Consider the following 25,461-nt stretch of genomic DNA (forward strand, 5'->3'; position numbering starts at 1 on the left):
TGTAAAATCCGGTGTTCTGGATGCCGTTTTTCGGAACGTCAAACTGAACACCCTACAAAATAGGGAAAGGGATGGAGTCTGAGACCCCATATTCATACACTTCATTTGGAAGATGCCGATATTTCCTGTTTATTTTTTCAAAAGTTTAGATATTTCTTTTTCAGAGAGATTTGTCATGGATGAAATCTGTTGTAGTGTATAACCGGCATCCAGCATATTCTTTGCGACAATATACAATCCTTCAGCACGTCCTTCAGCACGTCCTTCCGCACGACCCTCTGCACGTCCTTCCGCACGTCCTTCCGCACGTCCTTCGGCAAGTCCTTCGACACGCCCCTCTGCGCGCCCCTCTGCGCGCCCTTCGGCAAGTCCCTCTTCTCTGGCATGCTTTCGTGCGTATGACATCTCTGCATGATAGTCTCGTGCTTTCTTGAGGTCATATTCATACTGATAACGCTGTTCAGGACTTAACGTGGCTAAGTTACTCACAGAGGCGAGTCGCTGAAATATTTCCTGATGGGAGGTAAAGGGCATTGTATTCATAGTTCTCATGTTTTTAAGTGCAAAAATCCATTTCTCAAAATCTGTCCGACATTCCTTCTCATCATTGATTGTAAACGCCGGAAGTTGTATAAAAGCATAACGCATTGCGTTGCCGATAGGTTTGTTGTTGTCGGTATCGCAGAGCCTGCCATGTGTGACGAGTTTATGCTCAAGACCATGTATATAGAAATTGGAGAAGAACACTCCCACTACCGGAATAAGCTCATAGTTCCAATATTTTTTGTCGTTGTCATTATTCTCGTTGCCTGCTACAGAATCATTTTTGTCGGAAAATCTCCCCTTATAGCCTTGATATGCGATTGACCGAGCGACATAGTATATTGCACGACTAAGGAAATTCTCCTGTGGGTTTTTCTGCATCTCGACAATGAAACGATGCCCATGTGACGTCTCGCAATACACGTCGTAGACAATGGTCTTCCCCTCTATCCATTCACGCACGTTCTCATTGTTGAGATAACGCACGCTGACAATCTCCTCAAAGTCCGGTTGACCCTCAAAGAGGGCGTTGAGGAAATATTTCAGAATCTCGTTTGAGACATTATTAAGACCGAACACTATCTTAAAGCCCGTGTCAGTAAACGGATCAATATACTTAGCCATACGTCAATATATTAAAGCATAAACAACTTCATCTGCAAAGATACTAATATTTTGTATAATATTCAATATCCGTAAGTTGAAAATCGATGGTATATTTTAATGAAAATATGGAATGGGGTCTTATTTTGCTTGACATCAAATTAGGTTACAGTTTTGAGATATGATGAATGAAAGGTGTGAGATGTGGGGATGGTCAATGAGGAAGTAGTTGATATGTAGAAAGAAATGTCATGAGCGACTTAGAACTTTGATTCTGTTCCCAAGTCGCTCATGACATATTGTAGATGGTATGATATCAGTTGTGATTCGTTATTTACCGGTTGTCAGATCAGTCGAGTTGCCACTCGAATATGCCGGCGGAGTTATCGTCCGGGAGAACCACTTCAAGTTTCATGGCTTTTGTCTTAACCGGGTCAAAGTTGACCGTGTTTGCGGCTCCTTTGACTGTGCCGTACTTGTCAGCTCCGGTGACAGGTTGCCAGTTGCCTGAGCCATCCTTGTAGTATATCTTCCATGACTTCGGCACGCGGCATCCACCCCACGGTCCATCGTCATACCAATAGACAGTTGCACTCTGCACGGTCTCCTCTTTCGGTAGTTCGTAGGCAATCCATTCAGTAGTGCCCTGTTTAGGCCACCAGTGAGTGTATGGTACCGAACGGTCGTTCTCATCCTTCGGTACGAGTCGGTCGTTGAGTGAGGAAAGAGAACCCATCTTCTGCGAAGCCGTTACCTTGCTCTGAGATGCGAGTGTCGGAGGCATTACCGGACGCGATGCGCTCAACTCCTGCGGTAGCCACACTGCCATGTTGCCGCTTCCGCGATGACACCATGCGTAGTAGGGGATGAGGTTCAGTTTCACATCCTTTGCTGCGAGACGACCCTTGTCGTCGTAGCTGAGCACCTGTCCGTCGGTCGTGAGAGTCACGATACCTTCAAGAAGTTCAGGCTTCTCAGTGACGGTGAACTGCGGTTTCTGATTTACGAATATGCTGAGCACGTCAAAGTCATTGTCAGGCCATTCGGCGCAATATACAATAGGACCTCTCTCCACAGCAATTCTGCCACGGTCAGCCTCCACACGGTTGTCTGCTTTCACGGTGCGCGGCTCCATGTCGAGATGAAGCTCCACCTTGTCACCCTTCTTCCAATTGCGGGCAATCGAGTAATATCCGTCGGCTGTCAGAGTGCCATCGGCAGGTTTGCCATTGACAGTCACAGTATAGCCGAGACGTTTGCCGTCGCTATATTTGTAGAGGTCGCTCGGCACGGGGCGGTTCTGTACCCATCTCGGAATACGGAGTTTCAGGTCGAAGTTGCCTGCCTTATTCTTGTCTACGGTGAAAGCAATGTTGCCGTTCCAAGGATAATTTGTCTGCTGGCTTATCACCACGTCCTTACCATTGACTTTAAGGTTTCCGGTGTTCGACATGAAGAGGTTGACGTAGACATCATCCCCGTTGACCGCATAGACGTAGCCTGGAAGCGACGGGATGAAACGTGCGATGTTGGAGGGGCAGCATGCACATCCGAACCATGGCTGACGCTGGTGCTGACCCATGCTTTCGAGTGGGTTGGGGTAGAAGAAGCCACCCCCGTCAAGAGCCACGCCGGAGATAAGACCATTATAGAGAGTGCGCTCCACCACATCGTAATATTTTGAATCGCCGTGGAGAAGGAAGAGACGGTGGTTCACGTAGACATTGCCGATTGCGGCACAAGTCTCGCAATAAGCCGACATGTTGGGTAGCTCATAATTCTTGCCGAAAGCCTCACCGTTGCTTGTTGCGCCGATACCGCCGGTGATATAATATTTCTTCCCTACGATATTATCCCAGATGCGGTCTATAGCCTTGATATATGCGGAGTCGCCTGTGAGGGCTGCCACGTCAGCCATGCCGGCATACATGTAGGCTGCACGCACTGCGTGACCGACAGCCTCATCCTGCTCGACCACCGGCTTGTGAGCCTGGCTGTATTCATCTGTGCGGGATGTATAGCCGCGTTTGTCGAGGAAATATTTGGCCTGGTCGAGATATTTCTTGTCGCCGGTGACGAGATAGAGCTTTGCAAGAGCCATCTCCGCGATCTGATGCCCCGGCACGCGTGCCACCTGACCCGGACCGTCGCCGATCTCGCGGCATACGCAGTCGGCATATTTTATTGCGATCTCAAGGAAATTCCGTTTCCCCGTAGCTTGATAGTGGGCTATCGCACCCTCCACCATGTGTCCGAGGTTGTAGAACTCATGGCTGAGGTCCTCCACCATCTCCCAACGCTTCGAGCCTGCCCATTCGTGAGGATGTTTCGGGTTCATAGTGCGCGATGTGTAGAGATAGCCGTCGGGTTCCTGAGCGGCAGCCACAATTACGAGCACACTGTCTATATAGTTCTCCAGTTTCTTGTCGGGATAAGTCTGGAGAAGATAGCTTGCGCCCTCGATAGTCTTGTAGACGTCGGTATCGTCAAAAGCGAGACCACCTACGTGTATCGTATCGCTCGGATGGGCTGCGTTGACGAAATTAGTGTATCGTCCTGTCTCCTCGCATTTACTGAAAGCGAGGGGTATTGTCACTTCGCGACTCGCCTTCAGGCGTTGTCCCCAGAAATCATCGGTGACTTTCACAGAGGTGAAGGGCACCGGATCAATCGGATAGCCATGATGGGAGGCTTTCTTATCCGATTTAGCCATAGCCGGGATAGCAAGGGAGGCTATCAGGGTGGCGGTGAGTAATTTTTTCATGTGTATATGTGTTAGGAATTTAGAATTTAAAATTTAGAGTTGAAAATTTAGAATTTAGAATTTAAAGTCAAATATTAACGATAAATTCTCCATTTTAAATTTTCAATTTTCCATTCTCAATTATCCATTATCTCGTCGGAGAGTCGGAGCGAATGGATGTAGCCGGTGAAGGGCCATTCATTCTCCGCATTGCGTCCGAGTGTGACAAACTGTGATGGTTTCACGAGTAGCTGAATATCCTTCTCGCTTACCAGCTTGCCGTTGATGTAGACCCTCTCGATGCGTCCGTCGAAACATACTCGGATGGTTTGCCATTCTCCGGCAAGATCCTTCACGTCTTGCCATCCGGCATCCTCATACCAGCCGTAATGATTCATCATTCCGCAGCGAGGTTCAGTGCCGTTCACTCCCATGATTTTCTCCAGCTCATCGTGAGAGGAGGTGAAGTCTGCATAACACTCATTCTCCGCTATCTCCGGATTGAGGATGACGGCTTCAAGTGTGTATGGGGTGTTGTCGCGTATCGTGGCGGGTAGTGGGAAGGAGGAGCGGAAGAACGTGTCGCCGTCGAATCGGAACGCCTTCTTCCCCTTGATCTCCTCCACTATAGCGGGCTTCTCGACAGCCTCGAAATAACCTCCGGTCAGGGCGGTGTTAGGTATGTAGCCCACTGTGTCGCCGGGATTGAACGCATCGGCGTTTATCTCCACGACAGTGCCTAAATTCTGCCGCTCTGCCACGGGATTACGTCTCAACGGATTTGTGGAGTCAAATCGTTTCTCACTGTCGGTAAGCTCCCAATTGTAATAGCGAAGGTTAGTGAGAGTCAGGGGTGACTGACCGCTTTCTATCGTCAGTCTGCCGTCAGATATACATTTGCCGAGGTCAGCCGCCCTCCACTCCTTCCCGTCGAATGACAGGGCGGAAAGTGTATGCGGTTTTTTCGGGTCGATTAATGCGCTTTCATACACGAGCTTAGTGCCGGGGGAGAGCACAATGGCGTCATGCCCGTCAATTCTCTTCGACTCCACGTGCCCCTGCAAGAGACGGAATGAGCCGCCGAGTTGTCCGAGATTGTTCCTCCATTCCGTGCCGTTCCAGTCCATACCGTTCAGCCCGATCCATTGCTGCGGTGCGCTGTCTTCAATGCCGTCGAACACTTTCACGTTCCACAGTGCACCATTAAAGCCGCGTTTCTCGCCACCGGTGGAAGTGATGCGGATGTAGCGTGCACGGGTATCACCGAAATCCACCATCGGGCTCCCTGCCAGACGGTTGTCGCGCTTATCGGCAAACACAGTCCAGTCCTTGCCGTTGTCTGATGTCTCGATAAGATACTGATAGAACTGGGTGCCATATTCCCACTGCGTCCATATCGTCCTTATGGGTTCGCTCTTGCCGAGGTCAATCTCGATCCATTCCTGACCCATACCGGCAGGACGCCAGAGTGTGCCGTTGTTGTCGTCTACGGCATATTCCGGCTTGAAATTCTCATCATAGAAGGAGGATGCCCTTACGCTTTTCCCTGCGGCAAGGTTTCTTGATGTCACAGAGGATTTGGTGGGGAAACTTACCCCGGCATGAGAGGCGTTGACGGGGCGAATCCTACCTTTCTTGTCAAATTCAAGTTTGTCGATACATATCTGGCGATGGAAACCACGGTTGGAATGAGGATTGTCGTGGCGGTGATAGACTATATAGTAGTCATTACCCTCCTGGAGCACGCTGTGATGCCCCGGACCATGTATTGTGCCGTCAGTATTCGTCTCAAGGATGCACCCCTGATATTTGTAGGGACCGAGCGGCTTGTCGCTTGTGGCATACTGCACACGGTAGGTGTGGTCATGACATGAGCCGGAGGAATACATGAAATAATACTTTCCGTTCCTCTTAAGCACGAAGGGTGCCTCAAAGAAATCGGTAGCCTCGGTGTTGGGGATGAGTCTTGTTTCAGTAAACCCCTTCATGTCGGGAGTCAGTTTGCCGGCACCGCATCCGAAACCGTCGTATATGCCCCACGTGCCCCAATACATATAGATTGAGCCGTCGTCATCCACGAATGTCTGACCGTCGAGTGTGATGGCATTCTTCACGAAACGGTCGGGCACGAGCACCGCCTCGCTCTCACCGAGGATATTCTTCCAGGGACCGCGTGGAGTGTCGCCGACGCCTACGTGTATCTTGCATGGCTGGCAATACACGTAGTAATATTTCCCGTCGTTGGCATTCTGCATCACATCGGGAGCCCATATCCAATGGCTGTCGGGCCAGTTCATCGGCATAAGCGTCCAGTTCTGGAGATCCTTGCTCTGCCAGAGCTGGGCGGGACCGAATCCGGCACCGCTCCCGTCGGTCGTGGCATACACATAATATGTGTCGCCGAATTTCTTTATGGTTGGGTCGGCGAAATACCCAGGAATGATTGGGTTGAGTGCGCCGGGTGCGTCGAAAGCCACATCTGCAGCAGCCGACATCGACGCGAGAAGCAGAGATATAGATAGGAGATGTTTCATGATAGAGGTATAGCGCCCCCCTAACCCCCGATATGGGGGATTATAAAGAGGGTAAATATGGTAGAATTTGTATAGGGTTAAATTATTAGATTGATATTTAAACTTCCCCCCCCTTAGAGGACAGGGGGGATGAGTCGTCTAAGGAATCAGACGGATTGCGAAGCCGCCGCCGGGAGCCATGTGGATCGTCTTCTTGGTGCCGGAATTGACCGTCAGAGTCTCCAGCTCATAATCCTGTGCCTGCTTCGTTGCGTTTACGCCATCTTTAAGAATCGTAACCTTGAAATCTTTCCCCGATGGGAGAAACGCAAAATCTACGGTATAGTCCCGTGGATTCCAATCCGTCTGTCCTCCTATGAACCAACTATTATCTTTCTTCCTTAAGGTCACGATATATTCACCCATTTTTCCATCCATTATTGAGGTTTCATCAAAGACGGTGGGTATGGCTGTTATGAAATCTGTACATTCCTGATTGTCGAGATAGTTGGAGGGGGAGTCTGCAAGCATCGTGAAAGGGGAGTCCTGCACGATGTAGTTTGCCACCTGATGTGCGCGGGTACCTTGGCTCTCAGGATTATAGTAGACAGCCTTCCAATCCTTTTTTGAGGCATTGCGCATCGCGCCGGGTGTGAAATCCACCGGTCCGCACATCATGCGTATGTAGGGGAATGTCACGTCATACTCCGGCATATCCACCGATGTCGGGCTCCATTTCATCTCCTCCATGCCGAAGACGCTCTCAAAATTCACCACGTTGGGATACGTGCGGTTCAATCCTGTCGGCTTATAGAATCCGTGGAGGTCGAGCATAAGGTTATGCCGGGCAGTGGCATCGGCTATGCGGTAGGTCATATCCACGGCTGTCTGGTCGTCGCGGTCGAGGAAATCCACCTTAAACCCCTTTATGCCGAGGTCGCTGTATTTCTTGCACGCCTCCTCCAACTGTGTGTCGAGCACGTTGAAGACAGTCCAGAGCCATAGCCCCACACCCTTCTTGTCGGCATACTTCACGAGCGCAGGAAGGTCGATCTCCGGTATCGTCGTCAGCATATCGCCGCTTTTCGGCACGTACCAACCTTCATCAAGCACCACATACTCTATCCCGTTATCGGCTGCAAAGTCGATGAAATAGCGGTAGGTTTCATTATTTATACCAGCCTTGAACGGCACTCCGCGCAGACCCCAGTCGTTCCACCATTCCCATGCCGCCATACCAGGCTTTATCCAGCTCGTGTCAGCCACGCGCGACGGTGATGCGAGGGCATACACGAGGTTATTCACCGGCATCTGTCGGTCGTCGGTAGTCACGGCAAATATCCTCCAGGGGAAATTGCGTTTGCCTGAGATCTTGGCGATATAGTTCTCACGTCCGGTGACGTACTCCTGTTTCCTCCAGGGGTAGAAATCGGTTGAGGAGGGGTATTTTGCGAAGACCCCCTTCAGCGAACGGGATGTGGAGTCAGCCTCCACAAACATTCCGGGGTAGCTTTCGAGGTCAGATTCAAGAATGGTCATCTTCAGCCCGTCGCCATAGTCGAGAGTCGTTGGGAGGAACGCGAGCAGAGGCGACGCGCTACTGATCGGTGTGACGGTGTAGAAATTCTGGAACGCCATAGCCTCCGGAGCCTTCTCATTGGTGGAGTGAGGGAGATAGATGGTGGGGTTGCCCGCCACATTATATAATGCCTTTTCATCCGTCACCACATTCCCCGTCTTGCCGTCGGTCGAGAAGCGGTAAGCCACCCCGTCGTCGTAGGCGCGGAACGTCACGCTGTTCCCGTCGGTGAGGCGCACCGTCAGTTCGTTGCACTGCGTGGTGAAATGCGGGTTGCGGTAGAAGGGAGCGTCGAAACTCTCCTTTATATCCTTTTTAATAGATGTGGATTTTATCTTCCTTGCCTTTTTGCCCCCTTCAAAGTCCATCGCTATCTGCGAGGGGAGGAGCAGTTTCTCGCCGTTGGCGGATATAGAGAAAGTGAGGTTGCCGTCGGGGGCATCCTCCACCGCTACGGAGATGTTGCCGGAAGGGGAGAGGAGAGTGGCGTTCTTCGCTGTCGCGCTTACTGCCGACGTGGCGAGGAGAGCCGCGATTGCTGATGTTATGATGAGTTCCTGTTTCATGATAAAGGGTAACAAATTTTCACAATGCAAAGATAATTCAAAGAATTGGAGTTTCATGCAAAATCCGTACAAACGAATAATAAAATCGTACAAAAATACTATTTTTCAGTTGTTTTGGACGATTGTATCATAATATTGGACGATTGTGTTGCCGTTTTCGATTGAATGGATATTAACTTTGCGACAGATTTTTTAACGTTTTAATCGTTTGACCACACCATGAGACTTAACCTATTCACAATGCTACTTCCGGGATGCGCGGCACTGGTGGGCTTCACCGCATGCACAGGCGCGGAAGCCTACGAGCGTCCGGATGCGCCCGTAAAGGAGGTAGCCTTCACTCAGGTGCACATTGACGATAGTTTCTGGGCACCACGTATAGAGACCAACCGTAAGGTATCGATCCCCTCTGCCTTTAATGAATGTGAGAAGAACGGACGCTTTGATAATTTTGCAATTGCAGGCGGTCTGAAGAAAGGGGAGCATCGCGGCGACTTCTCATTTGACGACACCGACCCCTATAAGATCATAGAGGGCGCATCATATTCCCTCGCTGTGGAATATGACAAGCAGCTCGACAATTATCTCGACAGCGTGATTAACCTTATAGCTGCCGCGCAGGAACCTGACGGCTATCTGACCACGTGCGTCACCAATAAATGCACACGTCTCTCCGGATGGTGGGGCACCCACCGCTGGGAGAAGATCAACAGCCACGAACTCTACAACAGCGGCCATCTCTACGAGGCTGCCGTGGCGCATTACCTCGCCACCGGGAAACGTTCGCTCCTCGACGTGGCTATAAAGAATGCCGATCTCGTCTGCAAGACCTTCGGCTATGGTGAGGGACAGATACAATACCCCTCCGGACATCCCATCATCGAGATGGCACTTGCCAAACTATATAAGGTGACCGGTGACAAGAAATATCTCGACGAGGCTAAATATTTCGTGGAGGAGACAGGACGCCTCTCCAACGGACGCAAGCCCAGCCCCTATTCGCAGGATCATCAGCCCATCCTTGAGCAGGAGGAGATAGTGGGTCATGCTGTGCGTGCCGGCTATCTCTATTCCGGAGTTGCCGACGTTGCATCGCTCACCAACGACTCCGCATATTTCAATGCCCTGACCCGTATCTGGGATAATATGGCAAGCAAGAAACTCTACATCACCGGCGGCATCGGAAGCCGCGCACAGGGTGAGGGTTTCGGTCCGAACTACGAGCTTAAAAACCACACTGCATATTGCGAGACCTGCGCATCAATCGCCAACGTCTACTGGAACTACCGCATGTTCCTCGCCACCGGCGATGCCAAGTATGCCGACGTCTACGAGCGCGCCCTCTACAACGGCGTGCCCTCCGGCGTATCCCTCTCCGGCGACAAGTTCTTCTACGACAATCCGCTCGAGAGCATGGGTCAGCATGAGCGTCAGCCTTGGTTCGGGTGCGCCTGCTGCCCGGGTAATGTGACCCGCTTCATGGCGAGCGTGCCACAGTATATGTATGCCACTCAGGGTGATGACGTTCTCGTCAACCTCTACATACAGTCTACCGCCGACATAAAGACCGACGGCAACAGCGTGAAGCTGCGTCAGACCACCGACTTCCCTTGGAACGGTGCCGTCAGCATGGACGTGGATCCGGAGACTGAGGGTGAGTTCGCGTTGCGTCTCCGCATACCGGGATGGGCACAGGATGCTCCGGTGCCAACCGACCTCTATTCCTACGTGGAGAAACCCTCAGCTAAATATGAGCTGAAGGTGAACGGCGAGAAGGTGAATGCCATGACAGGCGACGGATATGCCACCGTGAAGCGCGTATGGAAGAAGGGTGACAAGGTGGAGCTTACTCTCCCGATGGACGTGAAGCGTGTTAAAGCTAACGACAACGTGGATGACGACAAGGGTAAACTTGCCATTCAGCGCGGACCGCTCATGTACTGCTTCGAGGGTCAGGACCAGAAGGATAGCCTCGTGCTCGACAAGTATATCCCGACTGATGTGAAGTTTGCCGAGAAATTCGAGCCTCAACTTCTCAACGGCGTGATGACGCTCTCCGTGACGGGTAAGAAACTCCTTGCCGACAATAAGCTGGAGGATGTGACCCTCACCGCGATACCCTACTGCACATGGAATAACCGTGGTGCCGACCAGATGGCGGTGTGGATGCCGACCCAGGCAACGTATGCCGTGGCAAAGCCGGAGCCGTCGTTGGCAAGCGGTGCACAGATGTATTCCGAGCCTACAGAGCTGACCTCCGACGCGCCCGCCGCCACCTCCAACCTCAACTGGGCGTGGGGATACAACGATCAGTGGGAGCCGAAGAGCAGTGCCGACACCTCGAAGCCATACCATTACTGGTGGCTACGTCAGGGCACAACGGAGAATGTGTGCTACCGATTCAACGAGCCGAAGGAGGTAAGTTCTGTCGATGTCTACTGGTTGGCATTCAACCACTACGACGGCGACTATGAGACGCCGGAGAGCTGGCAACTCTATTACCGCACCCCCGACAACCGTTGGGCACCGGTGAAGACCGCCGACACCTACGGCGTGGAGAAAGACAAGTATAACCACGTATCATTCGAACCGGTGACGACCACCGACCTGAAGGTCTCGGCGAAGTTGCGCGACGGCAAGAGCGGCGGCGTCATCGAATGGAAAGTAAACTAACAAATATTAATTAAATACCTTAACATCTTATGAAACCGCGAACAATCTCACCTATTCTCAGCGCAAGAGTGCTGAAGATTGCGGCGTTCGCATTGCTGGGTGGCACATGCTGCATCCCGGCTGCGTATGCGGAACCTTTGCAGGCCGTCGCGCCTGCCGAAGCGGGACCCGTCACAGGTGTTGTTGTCGATTCGGAGGGTGAACCCCTTATCGGCGCGACTGTACTCGTGAAAGGTTCGTCAACAGGTGCTGCCACCGACATAGAAGGCAGATTCACAGTAAAGGCGGCTCCCGGTCAGGAACTGCAGATCTCTTACGTAGGCTATCAGACCATCACCATCAAGGTGCAGGCAGGGAAAGCCAACCTCGGCAACATCGTCCTTGCCGCCGACTCACAGGTGCTCAACGACGTGGTAGTCATCGGCTACGGCACTCAGAAGAAAGGCGACGTCACTTCAGCCGTGGCATCCGTGAAAGCCGAAGACTTCACGGTGGGTGCAATCGGAGATGCTGCCGAACTTGTGAAAGGTAAGGTGGCAGGTCTTACAATCGCGAAAGGTTCGGGCGACCCGAACGCCGAGTCTACCATACGTCTGCGTGGTGTCATCTCCCTTATGGGCAGTTCAAGCCCACTTGTCCTTATTGATGGCGTTGAGGGAAATTTAGGCACTGTTGCCCCGGAGAATATCGCGTCAATAGACGTATTGAAGGATGCATCTGCAGCGGCTATCTATGGTACGCGTGGTGCAAACGGTGTGATCCTTATCACTACTAAAGCCGGCACACGTGAGAGTAGTGCAACGGTAAGTTATTCCGGATACGGCTCTTGGGCAACGCTTGCCAAGAAACATAAATTCATGACCGCGGATCAGATCCGTCAGGGACTTACCAACTATTCCGACCGTGGTTATGACACTGATTGGCTTGATGCAATCACGCGCACAGCATTCACTCATAACCATGACGTGCAGATCAGCGGCGGTTCAAAGAGTACCACTTATTCCGGCAACTTCTCATATAAAAAGGCGGAGGGTGTCATCCTTACTACCTTCAATGAGGAGATGAAGATGAATTTCGATGTGTCGCAGTGGTTTTTCAACGACATGATCAAACTTCACCTTGGTCTTTTGAAGGCATATCATAAGGATAACGGTCTTGATGCGGGCAGCGAGATTTACCGTCAGGCAATCATGCGCAACCCAACCGAGCCTATATATGACGCTGATGGACTTCCATACGAAAACTTCGGTATCACCTACTACTACAACCCGGTAGGACTCATTCAGGAGCGCGATGGCGACGGTAAGAGCGAATGGAGCCGAATGACCGGCGACATAACGGTGGAGCCTATCAAAGGATGGCAGACGAAAGTGCTTCTTTCTACCAATAGGAGCAACTATCATAGTGCTGATTTTAAATCATCCAACTATCAATCGCATCGTCTTGATGGCAAGGCAGGTGATGCTGGTCATAGTTATGGATATACGAAGACCGACCTCTTGGAGGTTACCTCGAATTATCGTACCACACTTGCTGACAAGCACCGTCTGGACGTACTCGTCGGCTATAGCTGGCAAAAGAATATGAACGAGGGTTTCAGTGCTTGGAATGCAGACTTTAATAACGATACGTTCAAGTGGAACAACATTGGAATCGGTCAGGAGTTGAAGAATGGTAAGGCCTCTATGGGCAGCTATAAGAATGATAACAAGCTCATCGGCTTCTTCGGTCGTATCAGCTACGGTTTTGATAACCGTTATAACATACTTGTATCCATTCGTCGTGAAGGATCATCTAAGTTCGGTGCCAATCACAAATGGGGTAGCTTCCCATCCGTATCAGCAGGTTGGAATATCATGAATGAGGAATTCTGGGGCAAGCTTCCTGTAGCTGAATGGTGGAATATGTTCAAGCTGCGTGCAGGTTATGGTGTGACCGGTGTCATACCGGGAGATTCGTACCAGTCTCTTACTCGCTATCTTTTCGGAAAGTATGAAAATGGTTCTGGAATGTATTTCTATAATAACGGGAAATGGATCCAGGGTATGCAGATTGCCTCCAATCCGAACCCGGATTTGAAATGGGAGACTTCCGGAGAGTTGAACGTTGGTCTTGACTGGGAGATGTTCAACGGTCGTTTCGGTGGTAGTTTTGATTTCTATAATAAAGAGACCAGGGATATGCTATGGCAGTATGACGTTCCGGTTCCCCCGAACCGTTATCCTTGGACGTTGGCGAATGTAGGCAAGATGCGCAACTGGGGTGTCGAGCTTATGTTGAAGGCGATTCCTGTCACTACAAAAGATTTCGAATGGAATACAACCCTGACACTTTCTCATAACTCCAATAAACTGATATCGCTCTCCAATGACCTTTACGAGACTGCCAACGAGCATGAGACGGCATATCTTGGCGAGCCTATCTCTCAGGCATCTCACCGTATGGAGGTTGGAAAGGCAGTTGACCGTTATTTCGGTATCAAATCCGTAGGGGTGAGTGATAATGGACTATGGTTGGTGGAGAACCCGACTACAAGGGAAGTGGCGGAGTTGACTGATGCGATGCTTCCGGATCCGGATTGGAAACAGGATCTTGGCAACTCTCTCCCGAAACTTTATCTCGGTTGGGGTAATACTTTCCACTATAAGCAGTTTGACCTCTCGATGCAGTTCACCGGTCAGTTCGGGTTCAAGATTCTCAATGAGGCACGCGCTTACTATGAGAATAATTCAGTCAACTATAACCGCCTGCAGTCTGTGCTTGATGCTCCTTACGGAGGTGAGAACACACTTGCAGGAAATCAGAAGCAGACATTCGTAAGCTACTATCTTGAGAATGGCGATTTCTTGAAACTCACCAACCTCACATTGGGCTATAATGTGCCTTTCAAGTCAAACAAATGGATCGAGGGTTTGAGAATCTATTTCTCGGCAGAGAACCTTTTCACCATCACAGGCTACAAGGGTCTTGATCCGGAGCTTCAGAATGCCGATGCCGGTTCTTCCGGTATTGAATGGCGCGATAATTATCCTACGACACGTTCATTTACAGTAGGTCTTCAGGCAACCTTCTAAATTATTAAAGACATGAAAACAATTAAATCAATATTATATTCCGCTGTCGGGGTTGCTATGCTTGGCATGTCTGCCGGGTGCACCAACCTTGATGAGGTAGCATATTCAGAAGTTGTGGATGATGGTCACGAGTTTTCCGAAATGGAGAGGACTGCGATGTTCTATCCCGTCTACAATTCACTCCGCGATTTTGTGTGGGGTTGGTTTGGTTTTACCGATCTTGCGGATATGGCATCCGATCTGTGGTGTGTCCCTTATCGTATAGGTATCGGTTGGGGCGACCTCTATGTGCCCACTCATAAGCATGAGTTCCATAGCAAGATTGACTTTTTTGACACTGCATGGAACCGTGCATTCGCCGGCGTTACAGCCTGCAACACTCTCCTTCAGGATAAGATAATACAAGAGGATGCCACCTCTGTGGCACAGCTTCGTGCATATCGCGCACTCTACTACTATTTCCTCTTTGATCTCTTCCGCAATATACCGTTTGATGATGGATCCGTGCATGAGGCGGGTTGGCTCCCGGAGCAGGTTACCCCTCAGGAGATGTTTGATTATATCGTTTCCGAATTGAAGGATGTGGAGGGTGCTTTCGGAGAGTTGAATGAGCTTGGCAAGATCAATAATGCCACGGTCAATATGCTTCTGGCAAAGATGTATATCAACCATAATGCGTGGTTCAACGTGGAGGATGAAAATTATTACCGTCTCTGCATCGACGAGTTGAATAAGATCATCGCCATGGGCAAATATTCTCTCGCCCCGAATTATAAGGATAATTTCCGCGAAAGCATCGCCGGTTCACCGGAGGTGATTTTCGGAATCCCATACGAGGAGAAATATGCTACCGGCAACTATTATGCCAATCTCTGGATGTGTAATGCCGGACGCGCCACATGGGGCTTCAATGGATGGGCTACCTCCGGTGGTGGTGCGCATCCCCAGTTTATCGAGACTTACGATGTTGACGACCAGCGTTACAAGGATTGTTGGATTTCCGGTCCGCAGTTTGATAAGGATGGTATGCCTATCTATATTGATGGCGTTCAGTTGAACTATACCCATGAACTCCGTTCGATTGACAAGCCCGGATGCTACGAGCAGGAGGGTGAGCGTCTCGTGAAATATGAGATTCTTGGTGGTGACAAGGGTAGCGGTTGTGATGATCAGGTCATCTTCCGTTATGCTGATGTGCTTCTCATGAAAGCCGAATGTCTTCTCCGTATCACCGGTTCTCACAATGGTGAGGGTGAGTCAGTTGCCGCTGATCTTGTGACTCAGGTGCGTCAGCGCAACTTCTCGTCAAATCCGGCAAAGGCGATACGCACAGTCGCACAGCTCCGTGGCGGCAGTTGCTATGACTATGGACATCGCGAGAATAAGGCGGAGATGGATCAGCCCGATAATTGGATTATCACTCATGAGGGTGGTGACGACGTGCTTCTCGGTGGGCTCCTTGATGAATTGGCATGGGAATTTGTGGCAGAGGGACATCGCCGTCAGGATCTCATCCGCTTCAAGATGAGCAACGGATGCAACGTATGGAATGGCAAATCATGGTTCTGCAAGGATGCACTTACCGATCCTGCCGATCATCATTATGACATATTCCCGATACCGAAGGGAGCGATGGACGGCAACCCGAAACTGGTGCAGAATCCCGGATATGCCGGATAATATCAGTTAACACTTAAAAACTGAAAGACAATGAAAAAAGCATATATTTATATAGTTGGTGTTCTGTTGGGCTTTACAGGAGTGAGCTGTAACAGCGATGATCCGATGGATGCCACAGAGAAACATGTTTACACAGAAGGTGAAGCTCCCTATCTCCGTGCAGATGCCGGAGCAACTACTGCTCTTGAAATGGACTTTCCAGTTGCTAATATTGAGAAGTCACAGTATATTAATCTTAAGGACTACGCATCTGTATTCCATAAGAAACTAAACATGACGGTTGATGAGACACTTTCAAGTCTGATTAATGGCGATGTGGTGTTTTACACAATTAATGGTGCAAGACAGCGTTGGAATCTGACTTCTCCAAATTATGGAGATTATGGTTGGTATTACTCAAAGAATGGTATCTGCAATGCAGAGGATGCAACGTTTACAATTTCGCTTGATTTGGATAAGAAAAGGGTAGAAATCAAGGCTGTTGGTGTTCCGGCAGTAGGTACTCTTTGTGATTTTGATTTTGGATTTGCTAAGAAAAATGGTACAGATTTTGATGATTATGTCCGTTTTACATCACATGCAAGTGTGACCGATCCGAGTAAGGTTATCCTTTCTGCCAAGATTCCGGGCACATCGTATGGTGCCTATAGTATCAATTTCAAAAATTATAGTGAATCCATAATGCTTGCTATGGGATTGACTGTAGATGACTTTATCAAGAAACTTGAAAAAGATGAGATTGATGTTTATCTTGTTGATAAAGACGGTAAACGTGTTGTGACTGCAGATAAAAAGCGTCCGGATTATACATCAGGAGGTTTAGGCTATTGGCTTGATCCAAATTTAAGTATCACTACTTGGAGTGATGATGGGTATCCTAAGAATCTAATGTTTATGGAATATGTAGGTGATGGAACATATAATCTCGGAAATGCAAATAAGCCTACCCCTGCAGGAACCCAAGTGACATTGACGTTTGATTTCGTTGAAATTGCAAATACAGACAACTTCTTGCAGTTTATAGTAGCAGTGACTTTCAATTGAACTATTAATAGGAGTAACATGGTGATTGCCATGTTACTCCCCAATAAATTCTTAATATGAAAACAATAGCAGTTTTATTTATAAGTTTGGTGAGTTTATTTTTCTCACCTATGATATGTGCTCAGAATTATGATTCTGAAGCAGAGACAGTGGAACCTATGGATGCATCGGTATCGGAGTATTTATATGTTGATGTTTACGGAACTGGAAATGTGAAATTTACAATGCCTATCGATAAAACCATTACGTCCCAAGGTACTCCAGTGTATACACAAATTCCGGTAAAATATGGCACTGTTCCTGGAGTGGGTATATTAGTTACCTTTTCTGTGTCAAAATATGCATTCATAACAACCAGTGACAATCAAACATTTGGTATTTCTTCTGGTGAACAGAAACAAATTTTGATTAAAAATTTGAGTTATCCTCAAATAACAATCCAGTTTCAAAACTAATATCCAATGAAATCAATGAAAACATATAGCAAATGGCTCCTTGCATCGGTGGTGTTATTGTCGGCTCCTGTCTTTACGGCTTGTAGCGATGATGATAACGATGAACCGGTCGTGAAGGTTCCTGAAAATTTTGAGATGAATCTCGCTTCCCTCAATATATCTTGGGACGAGAGTGAGGGCGTTGTGGAAGTGGCTGCAAATGCCGATTGGAAAGCGGAATCCACCGACTCTTGGATAATGATAGATCCGTCAAGAGGTAATGCCGGCGACTTCCGTATGTATCTTAATTTCGAGCATAATCCCTATCGTTTGCCTCGTACCGGAACCGTCAATGTCATTTGTGGCGAGAAATCAGGTGTTGTGACTGTCACTCAGGCAGGTTGTTCCGACGATTCGCAAGTGGCTCCATCTGTGGCAAGTATCGAGGTGGAATCTCTTGACTATGCCACCACTGAAATACCATTCTCTACTTTCGCTGCTGCTATTGAAGGCAATCTCGGTCTGAGCATCGCGGATTTTGGAAAAGGTGTGGATGATGAGGGGAATCTTGAATTCTTTATGGTCGGCAAAGATGGCAAGTGGCTTTCTGCCGGAACGGGTGGCACCCGCTGCAGCGCATGGCTTGATTCGGAACTTAACGTGACGAATTGGAATGGCGACGGTTATCCTGCGAATGCTTGTTTCGTAGAGGTGTACGGAGGTGATGAACCCACGTTGGTGGTGGGTCGTGCGCCCGGTCTGCCTGATGATACGGAATATACACTTAACTTCGGATTCACATTTGCTGATGATCACAGCAAGTTCTCTCTGTTTAAGGTAGATGTGGTCTTCCCGAAGATGGATCTCAAGGGCGAGATAGTAGGCACCATAGATCTCGACGTAAATATGGGTCCCGTAGGTTATGCACCTATCTATGTTCCGTTTAATGCGGATGAGGTTTGCTCGCTTCTTGGTGCCAATAATCCAACTCTCTGCAAGGTCGTGGCATACGATGAAGAGGGTGAGTTCGTACCATTCACTGGCGGCAACGGCTACTGGTTCAGCAAGACGGGAGAGATCTGCAACTGGGGCGACGGAGCAGGCTGGTTCATTGAATATCACGGTGGTGGCGATGAGGCAACCGATGAGGAGAATGAATCATGGGCAATCGGCACATTCCCCGGAGTCACCGACATATCCGGCACCTCTCATATCGGTCTTTGGTATAATGCCAAGGTTGTGATGTTTAACGTCAACGTTACGGTTTCCGGAGCTGTTGAGGAATAATTTGTAGAACTTTATGAATCATCCGGGATTCCGAATTATTGTAGGAAGACCGGATGATTCAATCTAATAACCTATCTTATGAGATTAAAATTTTTAAATATCGCAGCTTTATCCGCTTTGCTGCTGTGTGGAGGATATGTATCGTCATGCAGCGAGGATAAGGATGAGCCGGTTCAGGTGGCAAAGGAGTTTGCAGACCTTCCGGAGTCAAAAGACCTTCCCTTCTCGTATGAAAGCGAAGCTAAAAAGATCAGTTTCACTTCGCCCGGACAATGGCGGGTGGAGCTTGAAGGGGGCGTGGATTGGGTGTATTTCGCTCCATCATCGGGAAAAGCCGGTAAAAACACACTTGAGGTGAAAGTGGCTCAGAATACCGGTAAAGAGGGGAGAGCCGCCACATTCAATCTCGTCAGTGGCGACCAAAAGGTGATGTTCACGGTTCGTCAGCCGGAATTCGGTGGCACACTTCCGGATATAGTTGGGGGAGAAACCGGTACGATTGATCCGGCTACTATCCCGGACTATGACAAATTCTTTGCCAACTCCGAGCATGGCAGGGGCATACTGTATAAAGGTTCGCAATTCTCATTTGCAAGATATAAATCATCGGAACACTTCTTTGTATTCTGGGCTCCCGAGTTTGGCGACAATCCGAATGGACCGACTGTGCCTGCCGCAATGCGCGTGGATATAGACGATCTTCTTGCGAAGGCTGAACATTTCTTTGATACGAATATCAACAAGCTCCACATGGCTACCTTGGGAGAGGGGAAATCTGTGCTTGACGACTATAAGATGCAGATTTATCTCCTTTATCAGGATGAATGGCTTGCAACCGGTTCAGGATATGACGATATGATCGGTGCGCTCTGGATAAATCCCTCGACGTGCCAGCCTGTAGGGTCGACTATCGCACATGAGATCGGACATTCATTCCAGTATCAGACTTATGCTGACCGTGTGCAGAAGCAGGGTGCTTCAAATGATCATCAGAGCGGTTTCCGCTATGGTTTCGTCAATCTGGATAGCGGTTGCGCTTATTGGGAACAGTGTGCGCAGTGGCAGGCACAGCGCGATTATCCCGTTGAGCAGTTTGAAAGCTACAACTATTCCGTATGGCTTGCCAACTGTCATCGTCATTTCCATCATGAGTTCCAGCGTTATGCATCTTATTGGCTTCAGAGCTATTGGGTGGAGAAGCATGGTGTTGAGGCGTATGGTAGAATATGGACTGAATCACATGCTCCCGAAGATGCCATAATGACATATACGCGTCTTTATAACGGCGATGATTATGCCAAGACACGTGAGGAACTGTTTGATTATGCAATGCGCATGGCTACATACGATATCAAGGATGTGCGAGACTATGCAGCAGGTTATCAAGGAAGATACAACACTCATTTTGTTAAGAATGACAAGGGTGAGTATCAGGTGGCGTATGACAATTGTCCGGGAGCTACAGGCTTTAACGTGACTCCTCTTGTGGTGCCTTCTGAGGGAGGGACTGTCAAGGTCAATTTCCGTGGACTCGGTTATGGCGAACCGCTTGCCGCCAAGGATAAGAGCAATATTGAGGATGGCGATGGTAATCCGAAAGGGAAACCATCCAAATATAATGCTGCCGGGGGTGCTTCAAACATGGGCTGGAGATATGGTTTCGTAGCTCTCAATGGCAATACGCGCACGTATAGCGAGGTAGGCAAGAATGCTGACGGCTCGTTGAGTTTCAATGTGCCTGCCGGCACGGAGCATCTGATGCTTGTGGTGCAGGGTTCGCCTGAGACTTATATGTCGCACGCTTGGGATGAGGATGAGACTAATGATCCGCAATTCCCGTATGCCATCACCTTAGAGGGCACTGATCTTCTGAAATATACGGAGCCTGCAGAGGCTAAGTTTAGTGAGAAGGATGGTGAACTTGTCGGTAATCTGAGTCTTTCAATCAATTCTTCCGATACGGAATGGATTGCAGCTACCTACGACATTGCGGAGAAGGCGGTATGCGATTATTTCGGTCTTGATGCGTTGGCACTTGCAAATGCAATCGTGCAGCCGGTCAACGGCACCAAACAGGAGGCTCAGGAGGGTAAGATCGTAGTCTTCAATGGTGAATCCGATGGTTCATTATCTGCCATGCCGACTGCGAATGTAGGATATTGGCTTAATAAGGATGGAAATGCTGTTGCATGGGGCAACGGTCATGCAGTCTATTATGAGATTAATGGATCGGTGCTAAGCCTTGGTAAGTTAGGTGCTGAAGCCGGTGTGGCTGGCGATGTGATAACGATGCGTCCGGTCTTTGTCTATACCTCCGGCGGCAAGACAAAGACATTCAGATTCAACATCACGTATAATTTTAAGTGATCAGTTCACTTAAAAGGTTTAAGGTTTAAAGTTTATGGTTTATTATCATTACATTTTGTATAATGAAAAGATTCGTAGATTTCCGTGAATCTTAAACCTTAAACCTTAAACAATAAACTTTAAGCCACTGAAGTGCAGCTTGCGAAACTTCGGTTACTTACCAATCGGCAGGATCTTCTTGCTTATGGGTCAGGATCAAACATGGGGATGTAAAAAAAATTATGATTTTTTTTGCATTCCCATGCAGTATTTTGGTAATTCTGTTATCTTCTTATTGAAGAGGATTATTCCTCATGTTTTATCCTTTTATAAAAGGTTTATGGTTTAAAGTTTATGGTTTATTATCATTACATTTTGTATAATGAAAAGATTCGTGGATTTCCGTGAATCTTAAACCTTAAACAATAAACTTTAAACCACTGAAGTGCAGCTTGCGAAACTTCAGTAAATTTATTCACTAAACTATATCGTGATATATGAAACTGATAAAATCATTATCATCTCTGTGTGTCGCAGGCTTGACAGTCTTTGCGGCGGGTTGCTCATCCAATGATGATGAGCCTGGCAAAATCAATCGAGACTTGCCGTTTGGTCGTTACAGTATTAAAGGCAACGTGAGCGCAGCCGACTCCGGTGAGCCGTTGGAGGCTGAGATGCGTATCTCCATTCCTACCGATCCTTCCGGTGTCAAATCCATTCAGACCAATAAAACGGAAGATGGTGGCAAATATCATTTTTTTGATGAGACTAACGTGTATGAGGCGTTCAAGGTGGTGTGTATACCGAAAGATACGGCATACGAGCCGGATTCGGTTGTGGTAAAACTTAGATATTGGTTGGAGTGTTATGTGGAAGGTATGGATCCTATGTATAATGGAGATGCATTTCATGAAGTGAATTTCCAGCTAAAGAGAAATAAAAACTAAAAGATACCGCGTTATCAGCAGTTAAACCACCGCGAAGGTCACGGAGAACACGGAGAGATTATAAAAAAACTCAGTGGTCTTTGCGCTCTCAGCGGTTAATCTACCACGGAGACACGGAGAGATTATCGCACGAAGAAATATAAGAAAAGAAAGAAATTTTATAATATATTTTACTGCGATATAGTTTTTTAATAAAAATGGATTTCTTTTATTTCTTTTGTTTCTTCGTGAGAATCTACCGAGGATGACGAAAAAATTGATAGGTATGAATGATAGGATTGTGAAGGTATGGTTTGGGGATGGACGTATTTATGTCTTGACGGAGACTGGTGTTGAGTTGAGTCAACCGCTGGAGGTGTTTCCGGCATTGCTGTATGCGTCGTCAGCTGAAAGGGAGCAGTATTATCTTTGGGATGACGACCGGAGTATCCGTTGGGATATTATAGATGAGGATATACATATCTCTCATTTTTATGAGAGGGAGATGGTCAATTATAATAATGAGGTGAATATGCTTCTGTCACGTTTCCCTTGTCTTGATATTAAGGCATTTGCCGGATATATAGGTATGCACTGGACAAAATTGGCACGTTTCCGTTATGGGGTGTGGACTCCCTCGCCTGATGTGTTGCAAAGAATCCGTGACGGACTCTCCTCGATTCGCAAACAGATTACAGAAGTAGAGTTACCTCAACTCAGTTAACCTCACTTAGAATCACCATCAAGGTCACGGAGAACGCGGAGATTATAAAAAACCTCAGTGTTCTCTGCGCTCTCAGCGGTTAAACCACCACGGAGGTCACGGAGAACGCGGAGATTATTAAATAAAAAACCTCAGTGTTCTCTGCGCTCTCAGCGGTTAATCTATGCGCTGGAGGAGAGATGGAAGGATATAATTTTAATGAGCGATTAGTTTTAGATCAAAATAATAAATCCTACTTTTCAAAGGGTAGTCGGAAGGTATGCCAAACGCTTCTTTTTCTCCTTCTTCAGAGCGATATAGAGGTTTGAATCCATTCTTTTGGTAGTAGTGTGTAGTGGATTCTGTATTGTAAGCATCAACCAACATATACCGGCATGCAGCTTTATTATTTTCATCAACGAACCAATACTTAAGGGCATCCATAAGCTGAGACCCAATATTCAGCCCTTTCCCTTGATAGTGTTTGCTGACACCAAGCCTGCCTATCAGAACTGCCGGGTAACTGCGGTGTCTTTTTTGATGAGGAATTTTTCTTAAGAATGCGTTTCTGGATGGGTTGTCAAGAGTGAATATCTTAATACCATCATAAGACAAAGTAGCAATAGCGACTATCTCACGTTGATTTTTTTTGTCAATCCAGCAATATGTCTTGCCAAGCAATTCTTTTTCGTAAAGAAACACATCGTTGTTAAAAAAGTCATCAAGATCTTCATCTCCACAAGAAAAAGGGTTACAGTAGTCGGCAACCGTTTTTGTGTAGGGAACCATGAATGTATTTTCTACGAAAGAGAAATTTGGCATGATTTAATGGGTGACTGGTGGGAACATGATATTCTTGGCACTCTCCAGCATTGTAGAAAGTGTTTTACGTTGGATAGCGTTGAGTTTAGGCGTAGGCAACATACTGTTACGTTCAGCCTCTTCCATGAATATTCGGGCATCTTCTCCCCACAATTCGGGGGATGTCTTGATTGTCATTGCCATAGATTGATATCTAAATCATTTGATATTTATTATACAACGAAAATATTCTGATAATGTTTTATCGAAAGTGGTACAGAGAGGCTAAAAACTCTGCTCTCAGCGGTTAATCTACCACGGAGACACGGAGAGATTATTTCACGAAGAAATATAAGAAAAGAAAGAAATTTTTATAATTTATTTTACTGCGATATAGTTCTTTAATAAAAATGAATTTCTTTTATTTCTTTTGTTTCTTCGTGTGAAAATAGGGGGATTGGACGATTTTTGTATGTTTTTGGATTTTTGTGGCATCGTTTTATGGGGGGAAAGGTTAATTTTGCAGAAATTTATCATAACATTCTAAACTACCTTCCATGAAACTCCGACATCTTTTTGTCTCCTCTCTTCTTTTGGTGCCGTCGTTGCTTGCGGCACAGGATAACGACCCTTCGAAGTCGGGCGTCATCGCCCTTAACCCTGATGAGGCGTATCCGGCTGCCGCGACGGTGCCGGTCGTCACCCGCGAGGGTAAGGCTATCTATATACCGAAGGATCTGCGCGAGATGGATCTCAACAGTCCCGACAGCAAATGGAGCTTCAAACGTATGGTCTCCACTCCCGATGTGGCTCTCTTCTGGGCGAAGGAGTTTGGCGACGACATAACGCAGGCTCCCGACCTTGACGGGCACAACATGAAGGTGGATCTCGCTAACCTCATGGCGCGTCTCCAGCGGTTTTATGATTATTTCTACCATGACCTGAAATTTGTGAAGCCCGGCACGAAAGCCGACAAATATAAGATGATGGTGATGCTTGACTATTCGTTGGAGGGCACTGCCTACGGCGGCGACTACGACGGACAGATCGGTGCCCTCTGGATTGCCCCGAACCGTGTGCAGGACAAGATGCTTAACTGCATAGCCCATGAGTTGGGCCATTCATTCCAATTGCAGATCTCATGCGACGGTGAGGGGGATGCCTGGGGAGGATGTGGCTTCTATGAGATGGGGGCGCAGTGGATGCTCTGGCAGGTGAATCCCGACTGGCAGACGGATGAGAATTTCCATCTGAATGCCTTCCGCGACCTGACGCATAAGGCGTATCTCCATATCGACAATATCTATCACAGCCCCTACGTTATTGAATTGTGGGGGGAGAAGCATGGCACACCCTTCATCGCCGAACTCTTCCGTCAGGGTAAGGTAGGCGAGGATCCCGTGATGACCTACAAGCGGCTTGCAGGAATGGATCAGAAGTCGTTTAATGACGAGATGTGGATGAACTATGCGCGTCTTGTGAATTGGGACATTGACCGCGTGCGCGAGAATGCACGTCCGTATGCCAACAAATGGGGAACAAAATTAGTGGATGCCGGCGGTGGCTGGCAGCGTGTGGCGCCGGAGAATTGCCCGGAGAACTACGGCTTCAATGTCATCGCGCTCCCTGTGCCGCAGAAGGGCAAGGGGGTGAAGGTGCAGTTCCGCGGTGAGGCGGGACGCAAGGGGTATTTCACCAAGAACAAGGATAAGGCAGGCTGGCGCTACGGCATAGTGGCTGTGGATAAGAATGGGGGCACACATTACGGCGATATGCAGTCGGCAGCCAAGGGGAGTGTCAGCTTCGCTGCTCCGGAGGGTATGGACGTGGAGCATCTCTGGCTCGTGGTTATGGGCGCGCCCACGGAGCATTGGCGTAACATCGACGGCGAGGAGAACCCCGGCGATGCTCAATGGCCCTATTCAATCAGGGTAGCTGATTAAACA

Annotated in this window: 16 protein-coding genes; 10 read left to right on the forward strand and 6 right to left on the reverse strand. The window is 48.3% G+C overall.

Going from position 1 to position 25,461, the window contains the following annotated elements; all coding sequences use genetic code 11:
• Positions 1–129 precede the first annotated feature (129 nt).
• The 4 genes from E5331_RS20645 to E5331_RS06305 form a co-directional block, all read right to left on the reverse strand.
• Positions 130–1,167, reverse strand: coding sequence for a PD-(D/E)XK nuclease family transposase (locus tag E5331_RS20645; protein ID WP_123483660.1), 1,038 nt, complete (start codon positions 1,165–1,167; stop codon positions 130–132).
• A gap of 328 nt (positions 1,168–1,495) precedes the next feature.
• Entirely contained in the window at positions 1,496–3,910 is a 2,415-nt protein-coding gene (locus E5331_RS06295) for a glycoside hydrolase family 127 protein (RefSeq protein ID WP_123483661.1), read from the reverse strand.
• Positions 3,911–4,026: 116 nt separating this feature from the next.
• Positions 4,027–6,423: a family 43 glycosylhydrolase gene (locus E5331_RS06300; protein ID WP_135984116.1), complete on the reverse strand. Its 2,397-nt coding sequence runs from the start codon at positions 6,421–6,423 to the stop codon at positions 4,027–4,029.
• A 138-nt stretch (positions 6,424–6,561) separates the two neighbouring features.
• Positions 6,562–8,547, reverse strand: a complete 1,986-nt coding sequence (locus tag E5331_RS06305; RefSeq protein ID WP_135984118.1) for a glycoside hydrolase family 97 protein — start codon at positions 8,545–8,547, stop codon at positions 6,562–6,564.
• Positions 8,548–8,766: 219 nt separating this feature from the next.
• Here E5331_RS06305 and E5331_RS06310 point away from each other — a divergent pair, with 219 nt between their 5' ends.
• The 9 genes from E5331_RS06310 to E5331_RS06350 all read left to right on the forward strand — a co-directional run bounded on the left by E5331_RS06310 (position 8,767) and on the right by E5331_RS06350 (position 22,735).
• Positions 8,767–11,220 (forward strand): glycoside hydrolase family 127 protein, encoded by a 2,454-nt coding sequence (locus E5331_RS06310; protein WP_275441111.1) that lies wholly within the window; start codon positions 8,767–8,769, stop codon positions 11,218–11,220.
• Between the two features lie 29 nt (positions 11,221–11,249).
• Positions 11,250–14,294: a SusC/RagA family TonB-linked outer membrane protein gene (locus E5331_RS06315; RefSeq protein ID WP_135984120.1), complete on the forward strand. Its 3,045-nt coding sequence runs from the start codon at positions 11,250–11,252 to the stop codon at positions 14,292–14,294.
• Positions 14,295–14,306: 12 nt separating this feature from the next.
• Entirely contained in the window at positions 14,307–15,974 is a 1,668-nt protein-coding gene (locus E5331_RS06320; protein ID WP_123483665.1) for a RagB/SusD family nutrient uptake outer membrane protein, read from the forward strand.
• 30 nt (positions 15,975–16,004) lie between these two features.
• A complete protein-coding gene (locus E5331_RS06325; protein WP_123483666.1) occupies positions 16,005–17,018 on the forward strand; it encodes a DUF4859 domain-containing protein in 1,014 nt (337 codons plus the stop codon).
• 56 nt (positions 17,019–17,074) lie between these two features.
• A complete protein-coding gene (locus tag E5331_RS06330) occupies positions 17,075–17,473 on the forward strand; it encodes a hypothetical protein (protein WP_123483667.1) in 399 nt (132 codons plus the stop codon).
• Between the two features lie 6 nt (positions 17,474–17,479).
• Complete coding sequence (locus E5331_RS06335) at positions 17,480–18,739, forward strand: BACON domain-containing protein (protein WP_123483668.1); 1,260 nt, start codon at positions 17,480–17,482, stop codon at positions 18,737–18,739.
• Positions 18,740–18,817: 78 nt separating this feature from the next.
• Positions 18,818–21,106: a DUF6055 domain-containing protein gene (locus tag E5331_RS06340; protein WP_135984122.1), complete on the forward strand. Its 2,289-nt coding sequence runs from the start codon at positions 18,818–18,820 to the stop codon at positions 21,104–21,106.
• Between the two features lie 476 nt (positions 21,107–21,582).
• Positions 21,583–22,032 carry a hypothetical protein gene (locus tag E5331_RS06345; RefSeq protein ID WP_135984124.1) on the forward strand — a complete coding sequence of 150 codons (450 nt, stop codon included), beginning with the start codon at positions 21,583–21,585 and terminating at the stop codon, positions 22,030–22,032.
• A gap of 265 nt (positions 22,033–22,297) precedes the next feature.
• Positions 22,298–22,735 (forward strand): DUF2442 domain-containing protein, encoded by a 438-nt coding sequence (locus tag E5331_RS06350; RefSeq protein WP_168355162.1) that lies wholly within the window; start codon positions 22,298–22,300, stop codon positions 22,733–22,735.
• A 195-nt stretch (positions 22,736–22,930) separates the two neighbouring features.
• Here the strand turns inward: E5331_RS06350 and E5331_RS06355 are convergent, their stop codons facing one another.
• Together E5331_RS06355 and E5331_RS06360 are read right to left on the reverse strand one after the other, a co-directional pair.
• Positions 22,931–23,536, reverse strand: a complete 606-nt coding sequence (locus tag E5331_RS06355; RefSeq protein ID WP_275441112.1) for a GNAT family N-acetyltransferase — start codon at positions 23,534–23,536, stop codon at positions 22,931–22,933.
• A gap of 3 nt (positions 23,537–23,539) precedes the next feature.
• Positions 23,540–23,719: a hypothetical protein gene (locus E5331_RS06360; protein ID WP_123483673.1), complete on the reverse strand. Its 180-nt coding sequence runs from the start codon at positions 23,717–23,719 to the stop codon at positions 23,540–23,542.
• Positions 23,720–24,072: 353 nt separating this feature from the next.
• On the opposite strand from E5331_RS06360, the gene E5331_RS06365 reads away from it, so the two are divergent.
• Positions 24,073–25,458 carry a DUF6055 domain-containing protein gene (locus tag E5331_RS06365; protein ID WP_275441115.1) on the forward strand — a complete coding sequence of 462 codons (1,386 nt, stop codon included), beginning with the start codon at positions 24,073–24,075 and terminating at the stop codon, positions 25,456–25,458.
• Positions 25,459–25,461 lie beyond the last annotated feature (3 nt).

It is taken from the genome of Lepagella muris, assembly GCF_004793975.1.
Taxonomy (GTDB): domain Bacteria; phylum Bacteroidota; class Bacteroidia; order Bacteroidales; family Muribaculaceae; genus Lepagella; species Lepagella muris.

Bases quoted from the DNA above. Each gene is read 5' to 3' on its own strand.
- E5331_RS20645 (WP_123483660.1), bottom strand. From the start codon at position 1,167: ATGGCTAAGTATATTGATCCGTTTACTGACACGGGCTTTAAGATAGTG.
- E5331_RS06295 (WP_123483661.1), bottom strand. From the start codon at position 3,910: ATGAAAAAATTACTCACCGCCACCCTGATAGCCTCCCTTGCTATCCCG.
- E5331_RS06300 (WP_135984116.1), bottom strand. From the start codon at position 6,423: ATGAAACATCTCCTATCTATATCTCTGCTTCTCGCGTCGATGTCGGCT.
- E5331_RS06305 (WP_135984118.1), bottom strand. From the start codon at position 8,547: ATGAAACAGGAACTCATCATAACATCAGCAATCGCGGCTCTCCTCGCC.
- E5331_RS06310 (WP_275441111.1), top strand. From the start codon at position 8,767: ATGAGACTTAACCTATTCACAATGCTACTTCCGGGATGCGCGGCACTG.
- E5331_RS06315 (WP_135984120.1), top strand. From the start codon at position 11,250: ATGAAACCGCGAACAATCTCACCTATTCTCAGCGCAAGAGTGCTGAAG.
- E5331_RS06320 (WP_123483665.1), top strand. From the start codon at position 14,307: ATGAAAACAATTAAATCAATATTATATTCCGCTGTCGGGGTTGCTATG.
- E5331_RS06325 (WP_123483666.1), top strand. From the start codon at position 16,005: ATGAAAAAAGCATATATTTATATAGTTGGTGTTCTGTTGGGCTTTACA.
- E5331_RS06330 (WP_123483667.1), top strand. From the start codon at position 17,075: ATGAAAACAATAGCAGTTTTATTTATAAGTTTGGTGAGTTTATTTTTC.
- E5331_RS06335 (WP_123483668.1), top strand. From the start codon at position 17,480: ATGAAATCAATGAAAACATATAGCAAATGGCTCCTTGCATCGGTGGTG.
- E5331_RS06340 (WP_135984122.1), top strand. From the start codon at position 18,818: ATGAGATTAAAATTTTTAAATATCGCAGCTTTATCCGCTTTGCTGCTG.
- E5331_RS06345 (WP_135984124.1), top strand. From the start codon at position 21,583: ATGAAACTGATAAAATCATTATCATCTCTGTGTGTCGCAGGCTTGACA.
- E5331_RS06350 (WP_168355162.1), top strand. From the start codon at position 22,298: ATGAATGATAGGATTGTGAAGGTATGGTTTGGGGATGGACGTATTTAT.
- E5331_RS06355 (WP_275441112.1), bottom strand. From the start codon at position 23,536: ATGCCAAATTTCTCTTTCGTAGAAAATACATTCATGGTTCCCTACACA.
- E5331_RS06360 (WP_123483673.1), bottom strand. From the start codon at position 23,719: ATGGCAATGACAATCAAGACATCCCCCGAATTGTGGGGAGAAGATGCC.
- E5331_RS06365 (WP_275441115.1), top strand. From the start codon at position 24,073: ATGAAACTCCGACATCTTTTTGTCTCCTCTCTTCTTTTGGTGCCGTCG.